Source organism: Polaribacter sp. Z014 (assembly GCF_023555435.1).
Classification (GTDB): Bacteria; Bacteroidota; Bacteroidia; order Flavobacteriales; family Flavobacteriaceae; genus Polaribacter.
The window spans coordinates 1-1,439 of sequence record NZ_JALCZP010000077.1 but is presented as its reverse complement, the minus strand read 5'-3'; the positions used below and the strand labels follow the sequence as shown (position 1 = coordinate 1,439).

Below are 1,439 nucleotides of genomic sequence, written 5' to 3'. Positions count from 1 at the left end.
AACGTTGTTGTATAAGCTTTGTTGCGTTGTTTAAGCAGTGAATTTAGTAAATAAAACACGAACGGCGAAATTCTGGAGGAATTTCCCAAGTGAGCTAAAACCAGCAATAAAGTTTATACGGTGTTGCAAGTAGTAGTTTTTTCATTCCACTAATTATTTTCAATTATATCTTTTATTCTTAATTCAATATTTTTCCAAATATTCGAAATTATATTAGTTTTTTCAGAAGTTTCTTTAAATTCAGTTATTCCTGATTTACTTAATTTATATTTCTTTCCTCTTTGTTCAATTAACTCTTTTTCCAAAAGCCAATGAATTGAATTTTTTAATTCCTTTTGGCTTGGAATTGAGTGATTAATTCCGTCCGCAATATTTGAAATTTCTCTAAAATTTGCCATTTCATTTTCTGATGCGAAAGCTATTGATAAAAAAATCCAAGATATCGTTTCTTCTTTTGTCATTTTATTATTTCAGTTCTATTTTTCAATTTCACAAACTTGCTCAATTCCGCAAGAGTGATTCTCAAAATTCAATTCGGTTTTTTACAGCGTTTTTATATTCCGATTGAGTGTTAATTCCGCAACTTGCTAAATTCAGATTTTGAGTGAGAAATTTAGCATAATATTTTTTTAAAATCAAACATCTTATAATTCCGAATTATTTCCGTTTGAGTGATTTCCGCTATTACTTGCAACGTTGTTTTGTATGGAAAGTTGCGTTTTAAGTCGACGGCTATTTTCCGCAGGAAAATAGGAGTTGACAAAAATACAACAACCTTTGATTAAGCCAAATTTAGCAATTTTTTATACAAGGTGTTGTAAAATGCGTGTTTAATTTCCACTTTACAAGTTATAAAATTCCTACTTCTTTTTTTTCTTTTTTGAGTTTCTGAGGAAATTCCGCAATTTTGGATTTTCAACGTTTTCTCAGACTTTTAATTCAGAAGATGAGTAAACCTTTTTTTTACTCTTAGAAATCTCTCAGCCTTTCTTAATTTGTCTTTAAAAACGAATTTCTCCGACTTTTAGATAACACTTTGTCAATTCAGTGATTTTAGTTTCAAACAGTAATGAAGTTTCAAGTTTTTAGATATTTTCAAACAAGCTAAATTCCGCAAACTTTTCCTTTTTTTTGTGTTTTAAAACTCCGAACGAAAAGAACTATTTTTCCTTTCTTAAAATTCTAAAAACCTTCTATTTTTTTAAAAATTTGATTCGCGAGAGAGTGTTCCAAAAAACTAATTTTTCAAACGTTTTATTTTGCTTTTTTTGAGTTTTCAGACTTTAAAGCTAAATGTATTTTTAAATATCTGTTGTTCTTAAATTATACTTTCAGCCAGTTTTTTACAACGTTGTTTTGTATGGAAAGTTGCGTTTTAAGTCGACGGCTATTTTCCGCAGGAAAATAGAAGTTGACAGAAATGCAACAACCTTTGATTA

1 protein-coding gene is annotated in these 1,439 nt (G+C 28.7%); it reads right to left on the bottom strand.

The features are described from left to right. Positions 1–149: 149 nt before the first annotated feature. Positions 150–461 carry a hypothetical protein gene (locus MPF19_RS18965; RefSeq protein WP_203395253.1) on the bottom strand — a complete coding sequence of 104 codons (312 nt, stop codon included), beginning with the start codon at positions 459–461 and terminating at the stop codon, positions 150–152. Positions 462–1,439 lie beyond the last annotated feature (978 nt).